Genomic DNA, 14,349 nt, shown 5'->3' with positions numbered 1-14,349 from the left:
GGGGCTGGACGTGCCTGACGCTCACGAGCATGATCCGGCGGCCGCTCGGTCGAATGCCTCCGACCAATCGGCGGGCGAGGCGAACAGCGGCGGCGGTACTCGAGCTCGCATGGCCGACAGGCCGCCTGGGAAGGTGTCCGCCTGGTTGAGGATTCCTTGGCAGAAGCCGCGAATGGTGGCCTCGCGCATATCGTTCGGTGGTGCGGGTTGTTCGGGTGGGGCGGGACTCGCGGGCTCGGGCTCGACGGGCCGTACCGCGGTCGGCGGGGGCTGCACAGTGGTGGTCGGGGCGGGCGGCTCCGGGACGGGCGGCGGTTCGCTGGTTTCCGGCGGCGGGATCTGCGGCGGCAAGGTCGGTTTCGTGATTCCGGGCTGCGCGGGGTTGCGGCCGCCCGCTGCGGGGCTGATGACGATGGTCGGCCGCGGTGTGGTGGGTTGTGGTGTGGTGGGTTGTGGTGTGGCGGACGCCGTCGCGGCGCTCGCCGTGGTGTCGCTACGGGTCGCGCCGATGACAGCTGTTGTCCCACTGGCGATTACGATCGCCAGCGCGACGCCGGGCATCCAGAACCGGGGGGCTCGGCGGGCAGGCGGCCGCGTGCTCGCCGCCGCTGGAGCCAGGTCCGAATTCGATTGCACTGGAGGCTGATAGCCCGCCGGATCGGTTGCACGCAGCAGCGCACCGCACGCGGCCGCCGAGGCCGGTCCGCCGGGATAGCCGGTCGTACAGCGACCGATAGCGACCGAAATCGGTACCAGCCGAACCAGATTCACCGGATACCCCACGACCCCCGCCGCCTGCGCGAGCATCCCGGCGTGCACAGGCAGCCACTCGTCCGGGCACGCCAGGACCAATCCAACGGGCGCTTCGCCACCCTGTCCAACCTCCGCCGCCAGCGCCGCCCGAAGCACCCACACCACAGCCTCCGGCTCCGGCGGAATCCCACCCCCACCGCGCAATCTGATCGGCCGCACCTGCCGCAGCGCCAGATCCAGCCTGGCCGCAGCCACCGCCCCGCCGAACGCCACCCCCAACAGCCAGCTGCCCCCCATCCATCCCTCCTGGACGGTCGATAAGGAAGCCCAGTATCGCACCACCCGCACGCCAGCGATCCCAATCTCGAACAATTAAGTCGGAGAAGGTGATTCGTCCCGCGTCACCCCCGAAAGCTACTTAGAGGCCGACACCGCTACCGCGGCACCGGTTACACCGCGACAACGGCCGGAGCGTCATCCTTGCGACGGTATTGACCAGGCGCGAGGCCGTATTCGCGTTTGAAGGCCTTCGCGAAGGCGAACTCGCTCTGATAGCCGACCCTGCGCGCCACGCTGGCCAGCGGGGTTTCGGTCTCGCGCAGCAGTCTGGCGGCGGTGAGCATGCGCCATCGAGTGAGATAGGACAGCGGCGGCTCCCCCACCGTGGCGGCGAACCGTCGCGTCAGCGTGGCCCGGCTGACTCCGGCGAGAGCGCCGAGTTCGGGCACAGTCCACGCCCGTTCGGGCGCACCGTGCATGGCGCGCAGCGCGGCGATGACCGCGGGGTCGGTGAAGGCGGCGGCCCAGCCGGACCGGGCCGGGCCCTGCGCCTCGAACCACGCCCGCAGCGCGAACAACACCATGGCTTCCAGCAACGGCGGGATGGCCGCATCGGTGCCGACGCGAGGCCGCGCCATCTCGGCGGCCAGAATCTCGACGACACCGCGCAGCGCCGGGTTTCGATCGGGATGCGCTGGGAGATGGACGAATTCGGGCAACTCGTCGAGCAGCGGATGACTGCGCTGACGACCCAGTTCGTAGGCGCCGCACAAGAGTTCGCTGCGCGCGCCGGGACCGAGGATCTCTCGCGGTTCGCCGAGGTGAGCCCGCTCGGTCACGACGCTGCCGAGGCTGTCGACGAGCGCGTGCTCGGCCCCGCGCGGCATGAGGATCACATCGCCGGTGGCCAGTGCGATCGGGTCACCGGCGGGCGGGATCAGCCAGCACGAACCGCGCAGCACCACATGGAATCCGGTGCCCGGCACCCTCGGATAGCCGCGCCCCCAGGGAGCGTGCCGAGCAAACATTCCGCAGGTCGGATCGCCGGTGCGTATCGCGGTAATGGTTTCGCTGAGCACATCCACCCGCCCAACCTACGGGTCGATCGAGCACTGAGTGAATCGAGCATCGAACTGAGCCGCAGAGCCATTCATTGCCTCACCCGATCCCCATAACTTCGAAGTCATGACGAACACCGAAACGCAGTCGCTCCCCACGATCGCCGTGTACGGCGCCACCGGCCACACCGGCAACTACGTCCTCAGCGAACTCCACCGCCGCGGAATCACCCCTATCCTGGTGGGCCGCAACGAAACCCGCCTGCGAGACGCGGCCGTCCGCGCGGGCGTCCCCACCGCCGAAATCCGCATCGCCGACCTCGACGACCCAGCCGCCCTGACAACCGCCTTCACCGAGGTCGACGTCGTCATCAGCACTCTGCCCGCCTACGTCACCCTCGGTGAACCGGTACTGGCCGCCGCCATCGCCGCGGGCGCGCACTACACCGACACCTCCGGCGAGCAACTGTTCCTGAAAAAGGTATTCGACGAGTACGGCCCCCGCGCCGAAGCCGCCGGTGTCACCCTCCTCCCCGGCATCACCAACAGCAACCTCCCCGGCGACCTGCTCGGCCACCTAGCCGCCCGACAACTCCCCGCCCCCGCCGCGATAGTGATGAGCCTGATCGCACGCGGCGAAGGCGGCGGCTCCCGAGGCAGCGCGGAAACCGTTCTGGCAGGACTGGACTGGTTCCGCTCAGGCGGCTGGCACTACGAAAACGGCGAACTCCACACCGGCCCCCTCCCCCACCCCTCCGCAATGACCTTCCCAGGCGATTCGACCCCAACCCCCGTCGCGAAATTCCAACAACCCCCCGTCCTCACCCTCCCCCGCCACACCAACGTCTCCTTCGTAGCAGGCGTAGTCGCCACCGACATGCTCACCCAACTAGCCAACCTCACCCCCGACATCCTCAACTCCCTCCCCGCCCCCAGCCCCCACCTCCACTACGACCTGGTCCTGGACGCCACCACCCCCGACGGCACCACCATCCGCGCCCTCCTCACCGGCCCAGACGCCTACCGAGACACCGCCCTAATGGCCGTAGAAGCCGCCACCCGCCTAACCACCACCCCCACCAAACCCGGCGCCCTATCCCCCGCCGAAGCCTTCACCCCCACCGACTTCCTGAACTCCCTCACACCACACGGAATCACCTGGCAGATCACCCCCGTGAACTGACCCATGCCACGAACGAAAGAAGCCGCACGTCTCTGACATGCGGCTTCTTCGATGGTGGACCTGACGGACCAGCATACGAACCGGGCGGTGCTGGTGGACGGGCCGGACATCGTGATTCGGGCGGTCGGCACCCGGCAACTGGTCGGCGGTGATGCCTGATGAACGGCCACGACGACAACCCGACGGCGAATGGGGCGGCGTCTGGTGGCGCGGATGGGGTGGCGGGTGCTCGGCGTCCTATAGCCGCCACCCCAAACGCCGAACAGGAGAGCGGCATCCGGGCCGCTCGGGCGCACATTCGGAGCAAAGGGGCGAAATCCAGAATGAATATTAATACTCATACACATTCCCCCGTAGGACCGCGCGGCGGTCGCTGTGTGCATCGGGGTGGGCACCCAGACGCTGGTCCCTGGTTCCGTCTGCTCGACCGCGACCGACGGCTGCTCTCCCTCCTTGCCGAGCACAAAGTCCTCACCACCGACCAGATCGCCGCCCTCGAATTCGCCTCCGTCCGCCGCGCACAGGACCGGCTCCGCAAACTCCGAGAGATGGGCATGCTCTTCGCCTTTCGCGAGTCCCTCGAGGGCGGCGGCACCAGCCAAACCCGCCACGCCCTCGGCTACCCGGGCGCACGCCTCATTGCCGCCCAACGCGCCCAAAAGCCACCCACCCCAGCCGCCTACGCCCTCAGTCTGGAGCGGCTGGCATGCTCCCCGACCCTCGGCCACAGGCTCGGTGTAAATGACTTCTTCTGCACCCTTGCCGCCCACCGCAACCCCGCCCGTCACCACCGCCTTGCGACCACGATCCCAGTGCAAGGGCTGACGCAGTGGTGGTCGGAGAAGCAATGCACCGACACGTTTTGGACAACAATCTCCGGCAACGACCAACTCCGCCCCGACGGTTACGGCTGCTGGGAACAGGACTGCCGCACGGTGCGCTTCTTCCTCGAATACGACACCGGCACAGAGTCATTGAAAATCGTCACCGCCAAACTCGACGCCTACCAAAGTTTCCCGACCGACAACTTCGGGATCCTGCTGTTCTCGGTCCATTCAGCGCGCCGCGAAACCGGGCTACGGACCGCATTGCGCCACGCACTCGGCAGCTTCGACCCCGGGCTGGTGATCGCCACGACTACCCGAGACCTGTGCCACCCCGATGGTGTAGCAGGGCCAGTCTGGGCCCTATGGACGGATGCCAGCGGCGATATCGTCACTGACCGTCTGCGGCTAGCCGACCTTCCTGAACGCGGCCCACAGGTCACCCACCACTCCCATATCGGCCAGCCCTACAACGAAGCCGCCTTCGACTACCACGCCCCAGGGATCCGCAGCCTCTTCCGGCCCCGCAAGTCCTAGCTGTTGCGCCCCACCCGATCCAGCTCTCAACGGTAACTCATCTGTCCACATGACGACCTTGATCGAAATGCCCGGCCGGGCAGACCCAAATCAGTTGTGAGCGTTCGCGCTCATGGCATAGCGTGATCGCACACGATCATAAGGAGTCGTTGTGGACTACGTGACTGTCGAGGAAGCCGCAGAACTCGCCGGGGTTTCTGTGGCCACGATCCGGCGACGATGTCAGAGCGGTGCGCTCAGCGCAACGAAGGCCGGCACTCAGTGGTTGATCGAGCGTAAAGACATCAAGCGCGGCAGTGGGCGTAAACGAGCCCCTAAGGGGCTCATCACAACCTACGATCTGGAAAAGGCTTGGACATTCGTACAATCAACCGATCTGCCGGAAGCTTGGGTGCCTGACGTCCTTCGTTTTCGCGACTACGTCGAGAACACCTCGGAACTAATAGATCTCGCCAACAATCGACTGTCAACGCTTGAATTCGATCCCGTATTCAAGGTTGATATACCGAAGAGCACGGTTTCGAACCGTCCAGGAGTTCTCCTTACGATAGTCGATCGAATTTGCTATCAGGCGGTCGTGTCATCCTTCGCTTCCGAAATCGACAGCAGGATAGGAGAGAACGTCTTCTCAAGCCGTCTTGCACCTTCGGGTAAGTACTTCATGGAACGCGGTACTGTGCGATGGGTCAGGTTTCATAATTCAGTACTTGAAGCCGCGAACGAAGGGCTCGGTCAATGGGTTGGGCAAACCGACATATCGTCCTACTTTGAGCATATTCATCACAATATTCTGTTCAACGATCTCTCGGCTATTGGAGTCTCCGGACACCCACTGAAGGCTTTGCGGACGATGCTCTCAAGATGGACCTCAGTCGAGGGCGTGGGATTACCTCAAGGGCCAAATGCCTCCCGGATGCTAGGAAATTTCTATCTCTCTCGTGTTGACGAGGAGATGGCCGCCCTGGGGCACAACTACTATAGATATATGGACGACGTTCGAATCATCGCAAAATCGAAGCAACAAACTGTTGCTGCAATACGCGACTTCGAACACCTTTGCAGAAGGCGCGGATTGATTTGTTCAACCTCGAAGACTGAAGTCTTCGATATTGATACGTACAAATCAGCAGACGACGGACGCGATAGGGCCATCGCCAACTACTTCTTCGAGGCAAACAACCTCAAGCGCGCACGGCCCGTGTTGAAAAAGATCCTCAACAGCGCATTAGGTAAGGAGCGCATTGTTCAGCGCGATGTAAAATTCAGCTTGTGGCGTCTAACTAGAATACGGGAACACACCTCGCTGAGGCGCATCCTCGACCGTCTTGAGGATCTAGCCCCCCTAGCGTCCGTAGTCGCCGCCTATCTCAAGCACTTCATTGGCCGGAAAAGCGTCCAAGGTCGGATCACTGCGTTTCTGGAAAATCGGGAGATTTCCTACTCGGAGTTTCTGAGATGTTGGCTATATGCAGCCATGCTGGAGTGCGGACAACCTCCCGAGTCCTTCATCGAATCGGCAAGGTCCGATACGCAGGATCAGAATAATACTAGCTACCTACGTGCCATTTCGGCTTGTGTAATGGCACGCGGCCGCGCCCAGAAGGACATTTACTGGCTACGTTCGCAGTTTGATACGGAACATGACCCCGGCATCTTACGAGCTTATCTCGTCGCCCTCGCATATGCGGGGGCGCTCGACAAACGTACCAGTAAAGAAGCAGTCGCAAGGTTTCCCCACCTTCAATGGACCGTTTCGTGGCTCCAGGGACGCAAGGAACTTCCATCACCGCTCTTTGCCAACCAGCATATCGCTATCAATTAGGAGGAAGGCTGGACTGTTGGCAGCTACCCTGGGCGTCACGAGCTGCCCAGGGATGAAACCCATAGTCGAGGAGGAATCAGCTTTTCTATCTCAATATTGTATATCTCATGACCTTCTCGAACGATGTAGTGCTTGTGAACTTCATCCCCCGCCCCATAGTATGTCGCACCCTGCATGAAGTTGCTTTTCGCTATTCCGCCTAGGAGCCACAACCTTTTACGTGGGACTTCATAAGACGCAAAGAAAAAGTGATCGACTGGCTCCGTAGCGTGCTTGGCGGTAATTTGTGCCGTATAACCAGCTTTAACAGGACCTCCCCTTTTTACGGTCTTCATTCCGATTGAGCTACCGCCAACTATGAAATCTGCCTTACCCGCCGCCTCCTCCAGGATCCATTCCACAGGAAGAGAAGTATTCAGTCTCAACCACTTATTAAGACAGATCTCACCGATCTCGCCGACCCACCTGAGATCACTACACTTCTCAGTGAATATATTCCCATACAGGCCGTCTCGCTCCTCTCGTATACGAATTGCTTCGTTTATGAATTCTTCTGGTACATCTCCGATGATAAAATCCATGACTTATCTGCTTACATCAGAACTCGAGGGAGTTTGTTACATTGAGAGTCAGGCCAACTTGCTAGTCTCTGAATAACTTGGGGCACGAAGTGCGACTTGGCAGCTCACGCGTACGGACCCAGGAACCGTTCTCCATTGAAGTGGATCAAATGAGTCGGATCTTCGGAGCACCAGACCTCAGTTTCCCAAGCAATTTGGTGCAGATATTTCCGCATCTCTCTGCGGTCAGGGAAGCAAGACACGTATACAAGGCCCGGCGTAGCCGCTTTGAATAGTGCAGCGAGTTCGCCGTGACGTTTTGAATCTACTGGCCCATGCGAGTTAGCGGCTTCCATAAGGACCAGCCAGTTCTTGTCCTCCATGTAAACAACCAGATCCGGCATTTTTCCATGAGCATTGAAGGTGACGCCAAGCTCAGCGAAGCGCTCCTTTTCGAAGACCACAAACTTGTCGCCTGCATCTCCAACATAGAGCAGCTCACCGCCGGGTGTGAATAGTGAGCAGAAATCCTCCGTCATCTGCTTGATGAGCGGGTTCTGTCCACCTGGAGACAAAGTGAATTCTTTGCCGTCAGTGCCGCGGACGGGGATCCGGTTCATCTCTCGGGCTGCGGCATATCGCGCCTTCAAGCCCGGAACCTCCGCGAGGTAGTCAGCGAGGGCCGAATCAAAGCCCGGGGTGCCGAAGCACTGGATGACCTTGAGTGCCGCGATATCAATCTGATAGTTCCATTTGGGCGAGTTCGTTGGCCTGTCCGGCTTGTCCGGATTCTCTTGCACCAGCATCGCTTCCACGAACTGGTGAAGCGTGAAACGCCGGACGGTTTCGCGAGTGTTGGCCGCGTAGTCGCGGGCGTACTCGTCACGCATCCAGTCCATAATCGCCCGGGTACCGAGCATGGGATTGGCGGCTGAGCTCCATAGGTCGGATGGGCGTAGCTGTAGTAGGGCTAGCAGAGTCAGTGCCGATCGTTCGTTGGAACGATCGGCATCCATGCCGAGTGCTACGAGGAGTGACCTTGCTTCGCTGACCCGAGCGGAGATGCTGTTCACGCAGCCGTGTCTACCACATCGAGAACCTTCTCGACGAGCGTATCGATCTCTTCCTGGCCTGGAAGTTGTTGCGGTGCAAGTGAACCCAGCTCGCGTAATGACTCCCGATTCGGAAACCGCAGGGTTCGAAGGTCGGTCGCGTTCACCTGGGTGTGTCCAGAGAAGGTGCGAAAGAACCTGTCGACCAGCGAGGAGTTCAGCCACAAGGACAGGCCGAATGCTGTGTCTCGGTCGAGACCTTCGCCAGCGATGTGGAAGACATTGATGTGGTTCTCGAAGGCGACCGGCCCGGGTGTGCGTTCCGGCGACCACACCGCCGCCACGATGCGACGGCGCTCCTCTTTCGAGGAGAACCGCTTGACGACGCAATACCACCCCTCCGGGACCAGCAGCTTCTCGTCCTTGCCGGTCACCGGCAAGAACCACTGCGGCTTCCGAATCTCGCGGGGCCAGCTGACCATGCCGTCGCGAATATTGCCTGGATAGATAAGCGGAGCAGCATCCTCGGAACGCTCGGTGAGCAGGCATTCCTTCGATCGAAAGTCGACAACACGCCCAGTCGAAACGGTGATTCCCAAGCTAGCCAAGGTGTGGGGAAATGACAGCATCCGTTCAGCGACTTCGGTGTCGTCGTCGTTGGCCGCGATTCGAAGGAATCGATGAGGGTCATCGGGATGTATGACATCGGAGTATGCGACGTCACGATGCGCGGCATCGTCCTCATGCCCGTTGCTTGTTGACAGCATCACCCTGTCTCGACTGCCACCCCTGGTACCAGAGAAGATGACATTCTCTTGCAGCACTCCAGTATCAGCGAAAACTGTTGAGCGAGACTCGAAAACATGCACTCGGTCCAGTGCAATCTCGTCGAGCAGATGACTGCGAAACGCGCCAAAATATGGACCGTTACAGAACGATCGGGGGGTGATGGCGACAAGCTGGCCATTTGGGTTGAGAGCGACCGTTGCGAGCGCCAGAAAAGCCGCATACAGGTTCGGTGCGTCCACGCCAATACTCCGCACGGCGGCGCGTGCCGCCGATGAGGCCGCCAGCTTCGCGTAGGGCGGGTTCTGGATTACCAGATCGAAGCCGGTCAGCCGTTCATCCGCATCAAGCCCAGTCGCTTCAGTAATGTAGTCGGCAGCAACCAGCTCGGTAGTTACTCGGCCCCCACTTGCGGCCGAACAGGCTTCTAGAGTGTTCCTAAGAAAGGGCACAACGGAAGAGTCACACTCGACGGCGACGACATGGACCGACAGCCTCGGACGCTCCTGAAGGACACGAGCCACCAGTGCTGCGGTCAGCATTCCAGAACCCGCACCAGGATCGAGAACCCGGATGTGCCCACTCTCGGGGAGACGCGGCATCCTCGCGATTAGCGATGCGGCACGTTCAGGAGTGAAGAACTGGCCTAACGCCTCCTGGCTCTTGGCCTCAAGCCCGGAGAGGGCGGCTACGCGGTTCTGCTCAGCCAGGGTCAGGAGATCGCGCTGCATCCGGCCATCATGCCTGAGCAGCAACACTGAGCCAAGCTCGGACCGGCCGTGTTACGCGTGTCGATACAGTGGCAACCATCCAGGTCGACGTGAGTTGAGCGTCAGTCCGTGCTGATTGCCCAGTACCTAGGTGCGGACGCCTACCCGCTGACTGAGTTCGCGCACATCGTTGCGCATGCCCGTTGGCGGCTTCTTCAACAGGTCCCGGAGCATGTCACGGGCGAAACCGTTGTAACGGATCGTCTCGGGCGCGGTCTGCTCAGATTTCACGAGCATAGTCAGCGCCGCAGTGTCCTCGTCTCGCTGCAGATACGCGCGAGCGACCTCGATGAGGTGCCGGCCGCGGCGAGGCACGGACACGATGTGGTCGGCGTCGATGGAGCGGGCCGCGCGAAGCGCTTCGCCAGGCTGGCGCAGTTCCACGCCGAGAGTTGTTGCGTGCGCGACCATTACCGGCTGGGAGAAGCTGGTCTGCACGTGCCGATAGGTCGGACCGAGCTGCTGGGCGATGCGGTCGGCTTGTTCGAGACCGCGCCAGGCGTCGCCGGAGCGGCCGCGCCGACCGTGGACGTAGGCGATCTCGAATTCCAGGGCTCCGGCGATGCCGTGCCAATCGTCGGGAGTTTCGGCCCGGTCGAGGTAGGGGGCAAGTTGGTTGATCGCATTGCGGGCCAGTGCGATTGCTTCCTCCCACCGCCCGGAATCGCGCAAGGCTTGCACCATCGCCCAGGCGCTGCACGCGATCACGTACGGGTCGTCGGCCTCATAGCCCTCGCTCATAGCGCGATCAGCGACCATCCACACCAGCTCGGGCGCGGGCTGATAGGCGACATAGAAGTCTGCCAGCTGATACACACCGGCCAGCGTCCGGCGCGCAGCGCGGCGATCCTCGGCCGTCCGCGCGGCGGTCTGGGCGTCACGGATCAGACCTGGCAGCAGCGAGCCCAGTTGCGAGCGGTGATCGGGGCTGGAATGGCGGATCCGCCACGCCTTGCGCAGCCGCTCATCGAGATGGCCGAGGCTGACCGGCCGATCGTTCGGGGTGATGCGGTAGTCGGTCAGTGCGGCCTGCACCTCGGAGAGGGCGGCATGGCGCTCGCCCGCGAACACCGTCACCGGGACGGCGTGATCGTCCCCGGTGAGCGTGGCGAGGTCGTCCAAATCCAGGACGCGAGCGATGCGCAGCAATAGCTCAAGGCTGGGTGTGCGCTGAATTCTGCCGTTCTCCAAGGCTTTTAGCCACTCGGCGGACCGGCCGATCTGGGCGGCCAATACAGGCCGCGCCATTCCGGCGCGTTCTCGGTATAGCCGAACTCGCTGACCGATCTGCGAGGGACCTTCGGAACCGCTCACGGGGACCACCTCCTGGTCGTGTTGTCACGACAATCGCCAGCGTAACGGCATTGGGGGTACGTTCGTACCCGTTCACGGCGTCGGCCGGGCATACGTTCCACATTGCCCCGACGTCGGTTCGATCACCAGTCCCCGGCGTCGGGTGCACTCCAACACCGTTCCAGGGACATGGAGAACACCCGACATGGAAATCATCGTTGTCGCCACCATCATCGCGCTAGTGCTGGTTTTCCTCGCCGCCCACGCACTGCCGGATGCCGAACGCACGCAGCAGCCGAAGAGACTGACCGTCGCCGATATTCAAGCGCGCCTGGCAGCCGAACCACCACGCCCATACGTACCGATCAGCAGGGGGTGGTGAGCGATGGCGTTCACCGAACCCGAGGCGAAAGTCCTTGGCGCACTGTCGAACCTCGACCCACCACACTCGCTGACCGTGCGGCAACTCTGCCGCGCAACCAGGTTGCCCGAGACCTCAGTTCACCGGGCGCTACTGCGACTCTCGCGCACCGGGCTGGCGACGAGCACAATGCAGGGTCCAGCACGATGGCGCTGCACCGGCCGCGGTCGCCTCGCGATAACCCGGCCGGTGTACCGCGACTACGCAGGGGTACGTCCATGAGCAAATATGTGATCGGATTCCTGCGACCGGACGTGTCCGGCGAGAAGTGGGGTGAAGACGAGGCGCGGATCCACGCGTTCGCTGCCAAGCGCGGGTGGTCGGTGATCCTGGTGTACTACGGCGGCCCGAACCGGCCGGGTGGCGCGGTGATCAACCGCCTGATGAACTTCGCCTACAGCGAGCACGCCAACGCCGTGATCGCGCCGAGCACAGAGCATTTCGGGCACGGCGACATCCCGGCACTGGCCAAGATCGCCGACGTGATCTGCGTAGTCACCGGCACCAGATACGCCGCCACTGACTACGGACAGGACCAAACCGGGCTGGTCAACCGGCAATAGCGCCATCCACCGCCCCATTCATATTCAAAGCACCTCAGGGACAAAGCAATCGGCCCCTGAGGTGCTCGTGTGTAGTGACGACGATCGTTATCGAACCGTTTCGGACTGAAATGTCGAAATCGGGCCCCTTCTCGGCAGTTAGCAGTCGTGACGCCCCCAGATACCCGGCAGGCAGCGTACCCATGATCGACTCCGAACTTTAACCACCCAGAACGGAATTGCATCAATTCGAGTCCCCTACATGGATAAAACGCGGGTTCCCCTGCCAGTACATGGGTGACGGCACTCCAAACGCCGAACATCACACAGGAGCCTCAATGGAACACCCCGAACCCCGAAAGCGCGCCTCCACCGGCACCGAACCCACCAAGCCGCCCGCCCGCGACCGTGCCCACCAACGTTGGCACATCGACCAAATCGATACCGAATCCCTCACCACCACCCAACACGACCACGCGGTCAACCTCCTCGCCGACCTCATCACCGCATGGACCCACCGCCATCACACCGACGCCGGCGAACGGAACGCCGCATGAAACACCACGACCGAAATACCCGCCACACCAATACATCCGAAAACCGATCGAGGGACAATAAACCCGGCGGCACACCCCGAATCCCGAACCCGAATTCCGTGCCGCCGCAGGTTGTTTCGGACATTCATATTGTCGAGAAGCGTGTATCGATGGGAAGGACCGGCAGCATGGCAGGCACCAAGAAATCCTCGACGTCACGTATCTCCACCGGCACGGGCGCATGGGAACAGGACGTGCGGGTAGGGACTTACACCCGCCGCTCCACCACCGAAGACAACCAGCCCTACTCCATCGAAGCTCAAGACGCCCGCCTGGACTCCTACATCGATTCCCAACCCGGCTGGCGACACACGACGTCCTTCACCGACGACGCTTCCGGGGCCAGCACCGAGCGGCCAGGCTTGCAACGCGCGCTGCAAGCCGCGCGTACCGGACTCATCGACGTGCTCGTGGTCTACCGGGTTGACCGCTTCTCCCGCAACCTGCGTGACCTGGTCACCCTGCTCGACGAGCTCGACCAGGCCAAGGTCGTGTTCCGCTCCGCCACAGAACCATTCGACACCTCCACACCCATGGGTCGCATGCTGGTGCAGATGCTGGGCATGTTCGCCCAATTCGAACGCGACACCATCATCGACCGCGTCATCGCAGGCATGGAACGCAAAGCCGCCAAAGGACTTTGGAAGGGCGGCAAACGGCCCTACGGCTACCGAGTCAACAGAACCACCCAAACCCTTGTCGTGGACGAGGCCGAAGCCGTGGTCGTGCGCATGATCTTCGACCTGTACGCCTGCCACCGTCTCGGTGCCCGCGCCGTCGCCGCGGAGTTGAACGCTCGCGGGCACCGCGCCAGCACCGGCCGCGAATGGTCCGGCCATCACGTGCTGCGCATCCTCAACAGCCGAATCTACCTCGGCGAGTTGACCTTCCGCGACACCACCGTCACCGACACCCACCCCGCCCTCATCGACACCGACACCTTCGACCACGCCCAAACAGTCCTCGAAGCGCGCGGAGAATCCCACGCCCACCGCGCCGCCAACTCCTCGGACTACCTGCTCACCGGCCGCTTGCGCTGCCCACGTTGCGGACGCGCCATGATCGGCACCCGCGCCACCGGACGCTCCCGCACCTACCGCTACTACACCTGCTTCAACCGTGCCCGCTACGACACCGACAAGTGCGACTTCACCCGCCTCGACGCCGACTCCGTCGACGCTGCCGTTCTGGAGGCATTGGGCAAGTTCTACCGAACCCGCCATGATCTGATCGACCAAGCCGTCACCGCCCAGCAGCGCCACCACCACGATTCCAGTAGTGATACCCGCGTCGAACTGGACGCCGTCACCACCGAACTAACCAAAGCCCAGCAGGCGATCGACCGCTACCTGAACGCCTTCGAAAACGGCACTCTCGATCCCGAAATCCTCGCCGGAAGGCTCAGCGAATTGCGCACCAGGACAAGCCAACTTGCCACCCGCCGCGACGAGCTCACCGCCACCCTCGACAGCGAACCCATCGCCCCGGAACCCGCCGCGTTGGACGGCATTGCTGACCACATCGCCGACATCATCATCAATGGGACCCGCACCCAGGCGAAAGCACTCATAGAGGCGCTCGTCGCCCAGGTCGCCATCATCGGCCCCGACCGCCTGGTCCCCACCTTCCGCATCCCTCAACCCGGAAACGACATTGGGGCTGGTACCGCTTCTGCGGTACCAGCCCCAATGGAGTCGGTTCGTGCAATGACACGATTGGTGGAGCTAAGGGGACTCGAACCCCTGACCCCCACACTGCCAGTGTGGTGCGCTACCAGCTGCGCCATAGCCCCGGATGCTGTCGGAGTGGGTGCTCCGAGTGCGCGGATGAAGTTACACAGGTGGTGGGGTGGGGGGCAAATCGGGTGGCGGGG

At 62.4% G+C, this 14,349-nt stretch carries 14 protein-coding genes, 1 tRNA gene and 1 pseudogene; 8 read left to right on the top strand and 8 right to left on the bottom strand.

What is annotated here, in order from left to right; all coding sequences use genetic code 11:
• Positions 1 to 21: 21 nt before the first annotated feature.
• The gene (locus ACIBH2_RS18985) at positions 22 to 1,050 is read right to left on the bottom strand and encodes a hypothetical protein (RefSeq protein WP_397119065.1); all 1,029 of its coding nucleotides are present in this window, start codon (positions 1,048 to 1,050) and stop codon (positions 22 to 24) included.
• 152 nt (positions 1,051 to 1,202) lie between these two features.
• Positions 1,203 to 2,117 (bottom strand): AraC family transcriptional regulator, encoded by a 915-nt coding sequence (locus ACIBH2_RS18980; protein ID WP_397119063.1) that lies wholly within the window; start codon positions 2,115 to 2,117, stop codon positions 1,203 to 1,205.
• Between the two features lie 100 nt (positions 2,118 to 2,217).
• Between ACIBH2_RS18980 and ACIBH2_RS18975 the strand changes: the two genes are divergently transcribed.
• The 3 genes from ACIBH2_RS18975 (at position 2,218) to ACIBH2_RS18965 (ending at position 6,456) form a co-directional block, all read left to right on the top strand.
• Positions 2,218 to 3,273, top strand: a complete 1,056-nt coding sequence (locus ACIBH2_RS18975) for a saccharopine dehydrogenase NADP-binding domain-containing protein (RefSeq protein ID WP_397119062.1) — start codon at positions 2,218 to 2,220, stop codon at positions 3,271 to 3,273.
• A 323-nt stretch (positions 3,274 to 3,596) separates the two neighbouring features.
• Positions 3,597 to 4,634, top strand: coding sequence for a replication-relaxation family protein (locus ACIBH2_RS18970; RefSeq protein ID WP_397119061.1), 1,038 nt, complete (start codon positions 3,597 to 3,599; stop codon positions 4,632 to 4,634).
• A 151-nt stretch (positions 4,635 to 4,785) separates the two neighbouring features.
• Entirely contained in the window at positions 4,786 to 6,456 is a 1,671-nt protein-coding gene (locus ACIBH2_RS18965; protein WP_397119059.1) for a reverse transcriptase domain-containing protein, read from the top strand.
• Between the two features lie 35 nt (positions 6,457 to 6,491).
• On the opposite strand, the gene ACIBH2_RS18960 is transcribed toward ACIBH2_RS18965, so the two are convergent.
• From ACIBH2_RS18960 to ACIBH2_RS18945, 4 genes are all read right to left on the bottom strand, one after another.
• Entirely contained in the window at positions 6,492 to 7,037 is a 546-nt protein-coding gene (locus ACIBH2_RS18960) for a hypothetical protein (RefSeq protein ID WP_397119057.1), read from the bottom strand.
• A 104-nt stretch (positions 7,038 to 7,141) separates the two neighbouring features.
• On the bottom strand, positions 7,142 to 8,089 hold the full coding sequence (locus ACIBH2_RS18955; protein ID WP_397119055.1) for a BsuBI/PstI family type II restriction endonuclease: 948 nt from the start codon (positions 8,087 to 8,089) through the stop codon (positions 7,142 to 7,144).
• On the bottom strand, positions 8,086 to 9,585 hold the full coding sequence (locus tag ACIBH2_RS18950) for an Eco57I restriction-modification methylase domain-containing protein (protein ID WP_397119053.1): 1,500 nt from the start codon (positions 9,583 to 9,585) through the stop codon (positions 8,086 to 8,088). The genes ACIBH2_RS18955 and ACIBH2_RS18950 overlap by 4 nt, the downstream gene beginning before the upstream one ends.
• Positions 9,586 to 9,711: 126 nt before the next feature.
• Positions 9,712 to 10,938 carry a helix-turn-helix domain-containing protein gene (locus ACIBH2_RS18945; RefSeq protein ID WP_397119051.1) on the bottom strand — a complete coding sequence of 409 codons (1,227 nt, stop codon included), beginning with the start codon at positions 10,936 to 10,938 and terminating at the stop codon, positions 9,712 to 9,714.
• A gap of 184 nt (positions 10,939 to 11,122) precedes the next feature.
• On the opposite strand from ACIBH2_RS18945, the gene ACIBH2_RS18940 reads away from it, so the two are divergent.
• From ACIBH2_RS18940 to ACIBH2_RS18920, 5 genes and pseudogenes are all read left to right on the top strand, one after another.
• On the top strand, positions 11,123 to 11,299 hold the full coding sequence (locus ACIBH2_RS18940; RefSeq protein WP_397119049.1) for a hypothetical protein: 177 nt from the start codon (positions 11,123 to 11,125) through the stop codon (positions 11,297 to 11,299).
• A gap of 3 nt (positions 11,300 to 11,302) precedes the next feature.
• Entirely contained in the window at positions 11,303 to 11,560 is a 258-nt protein-coding gene (locus tag ACIBH2_RS18935) for a MarR family transcriptional regulator (RefSeq protein WP_397119047.1), read from the top strand.
• Positions 11,557 to 11,901: a hypothetical protein gene (locus tag ACIBH2_RS18930; protein WP_397119044.1), complete on the top strand. Its 345-nt coding sequence runs from the start codon at positions 11,557 to 11,559 to the stop codon at positions 11,899 to 11,901. Before ACIBH2_RS18935 ends, ACIBH2_RS18930 begins: the two co-directional genes overlap by 4 nt.
• A gap of 272 nt (positions 11,902 to 12,173) precedes the next feature.
• Positions 12,174 to 12,437 carry a hypothetical protein gene (locus ACIBH2_RS18925; RefSeq protein ID WP_397119042.1) on the top strand — a complete coding sequence of 88 codons (264 nt, stop codon included), beginning with the start codon at positions 12,174 to 12,176 and terminating at the stop codon, positions 12,435 to 12,437.
• Positions 12,389 to 13,615: pseudogene (locus ACIBH2_RS18920) on the top strand (recombinase family protein); the annotation flags it as partial. The gene ACIBH2_RS18925 and the pseudogene ACIBH2_RS18920, both read left to right, overlap by 49 nt.
• A 177-nt stretch (positions 13,616 to 13,792) precedes the next feature.
• Here the strand turns inward: ACIBH2_RS18920 and ACIBH2_RS18915 are convergent.
• Both ACIBH2_RS18915 and ACIBH2_RS18910 read right to left on the bottom strand, forming a co-directional pair.
• Complete coding sequence (locus ACIBH2_RS18915; protein WP_397119040.1) at positions 13,793 to 14,116, bottom strand: hypothetical protein; 324 nt, start codon at positions 14,114 to 14,116, stop codon at positions 13,793 to 13,795.
• A gap of 76 nt (positions 14,117 to 14,192) precedes the next feature.
• Positions 14,193 to 14,268, bottom strand: a tRNA-Ala gene (locus tag ACIBH2_RS18910).
• Positions 14,269 to 14,349 lie beyond the last annotated feature (81 nt).

The organism is Nocardia sp. NPDC050406, from assembly GCF_044459025.1.
GTDB lineage: Bacteria > Actinomycetota > Actinomycetes > Mycobacteriales > Mycobacteriaceae > Nocardia.
The sequence above is the reverse complement of the archived record's forward strand: the minus strand, read 5'-3'. Positions and strand labels throughout refer to the sequence as shown.